The organism is Gemmobacter sp. (assembly GCF_016792925.1).
Lineage (GTDB): Bacteria > Pseudomonadota > Alphaproteobacteria > Rhodobacterales > Rhodobacteraceae > Gemmobacter.
Genome location: NZ_JAEULU010000192.1, coordinates 1 through 1,870, shown reverse-complemented (window position 1 = coordinate 1,870; position 1,870 = coordinate 1). Strand labels below are relative to the sequence as shown.

General features: G+C 63.9%; 3 protein-coding genes. 1 reads left to right on the top strand and 2 read right to left on the bottom strand.

Annotated features, from left to right (window positions below; all coding sequences use genetic code 11):
• A partial coding sequence (locus JNN06_RS08880; RefSeq protein ID WP_291239229.1) for a hypothetical protein occupies window positions 1–233 on the bottom strand: 233 nt, incomplete at its 3' end.
• A 1-nt stretch (window position 234) separates the two neighbouring features.
• Complete coding sequence (locus JNN06_RS08875; protein WP_291239228.1) at window positions 235–1,113, bottom strand: SPFH domain-containing protein; 879 nt, start codon at window positions 1,111–1,113, stop codon at window positions 235–237.
• Between the two features lie 244 nt (window positions 1,114–1,357).
• Between JNN06_RS08875 and JNN06_RS08870 the strand changes: the two genes are divergently transcribed.
• Window positions 1,358–1,870 (top strand): FAD-dependent oxidoreductase (locus JNN06_RS08870; protein WP_366812669.1); only part of this gene is annotated, 513 nt, incomplete at its 3' end.

Genomic DNA, 1,870 nt, shown 5'->3' with positions numbered 1-1,870 from the left:
CGCTTCACCTCGCCGCGTTGCAGCGGGAAGGCGGCGCGCATGGCGGCCCAGACGGCGAGGGAGACAGCCGCGGCAAGGGCCAGTTGCGCCGGGAAGCCGGTGAGCAGCCCGAGCCAGCCGGTTGCCGCCGCCGCCATGGCGCCGACGGCAAAGCCGAGGAAGATATAGCCGGGCGCCAGCAGTTCCAGCGCACCGATGGCAAGACCGCCCAGGACCCAGATCCACCACGCCATCTTACTTGCCCTTGAACATGCTGAACGCATTGGCAAAGGCATCCAGCGCATTGGCGGGCAGCAGCACGGTTTGCTTGCCGCCGCCCTTGGCGACCTCGGCCAGGGCCTCGACCTGTTTCAGCGCCACCTGATATTGCGCGGCTTCCAGCCCGTTCTGGCGAATCGCCTCGGCCATCTGGCCGGTGGCATAGGCCTCGGCATCGGCCAGCACGCGGCGTGCCTTGGCCTGTTGTTCGGCGGCGTAAAGCTCGGCATCGGCGTTCAGCTCGACCGAGCGTTTGCGGCCCTCGGCCTCGGTCACCTGCGCGCGCCGCGCCCGTTCGGCGTTGAGCTGTTGCAGCATGGCGGCGCGGGTGGCGTCGTCGAGGTTCACATCCAGCACCTCGGCCCGCGTCACCTCGATGCCCCAGTCATCGACCATGGCCGCCACCTGTTCGCGCACCTTGGTGATCAGCTCGGCGCGGTTCGACTGCACCTGATCCAGCTCCATCTTGCCGATCTCGCTGCGCACGATGCCCGCCACGGTGGTGGCGATGGCGCCATCGACATCGCGGATGCGGTAGACGGTCTTTTCCGGCTCGATCACCCGGTAGAAGACCGAGGTTTCCACCTTCACCAGCACGTTGTCGGCGGTGATCGCATCCTGGCTGGCATTGGGCAGCTGGCGTTCCAGCACCGAGACCTTATGCGCCACGCTGTCGATGAAGGGCACGATCAGGTTGATGCCCGGCCCCAGCACCTCGCGCAGCTTGCCAAAGCGCTCGATCACATATTTCTGGCTTTGCGGCACGATCTTGATGGCCTTCAGGACCACCAGCACGATCAGCACCGCAATCCCGATCAACACGGCATTGCCGCCCATGAAATCCTCGATCGGCATCTGAAAACCTCCTATTCGCAATTGGCGGCAGAATGCGCTTTGCGGACCGCCTGTTCAATAGGCAGGTGATTCCGCCGAGGATCGCGGCAAAAGCCTGATAAGTTTGCGCCAACGGCGAAGCCTGCGCCGATTTTTCCCGAAAAATCGGAATGTGGCGCAAAATCTGTGCGTGACGCCCCGGCTCTGCGGTGCAGAAAGCCAAGAAATCCCATGGCGCAGGCGTATCATTTGCCTATTCCTTCAAATGGCGGAGCGGCCCATGAAAATCGTCATCCTTGGTGCAGGTGTCATCGGTGTCACGTCGGCCTGGTATCTGACCCAGCAGGGCCATGAGGTGACGGTGATCGACCGGCAGGCCGCCCCCGCGCTGGAGACCAGCTTTGCCAATGCTGGCGAGGTCAGCCCCGGTTACTCCGCCCCCTGGGCCGCGCCGGGCATTCCGCTCAAGGCGCTGAAATGGATGTTCCAGAAGCATGCGCCGCTGGTCATCCAGCCGCGCCCCGATCTCGCCAAACTGTCCTGGATGGCGAAGATGCTGATGAACTGCACCGCCGGGGCCTATCATGTGAACAAGTCGCGCATGGTGCGCTTGGCCGAATATTCGCGCGATTGTCTGGGGCAGTTGCGCGCTGAGACCGGCATTTCCTATGACGAGCGGATGCAGGGCACCTTGCAGCTGTTCCGCACGCAAAAGCAGGTGGAAGGGGCGGCGAAGGACATCGAGGTGCTGCGCGAGGATGGCGTGGCCTTCGAGGTG

What these genes read in the sequence shown, in the direction of transcription:
- JNN06_RS08875 (WP_291239228.1), bottom strand. Translation starts at nt 1,113, where the DNA reads ATGCCGATCGAGGATTTCATGGGCGGCAATGCCGTGTTGATCGGGATT.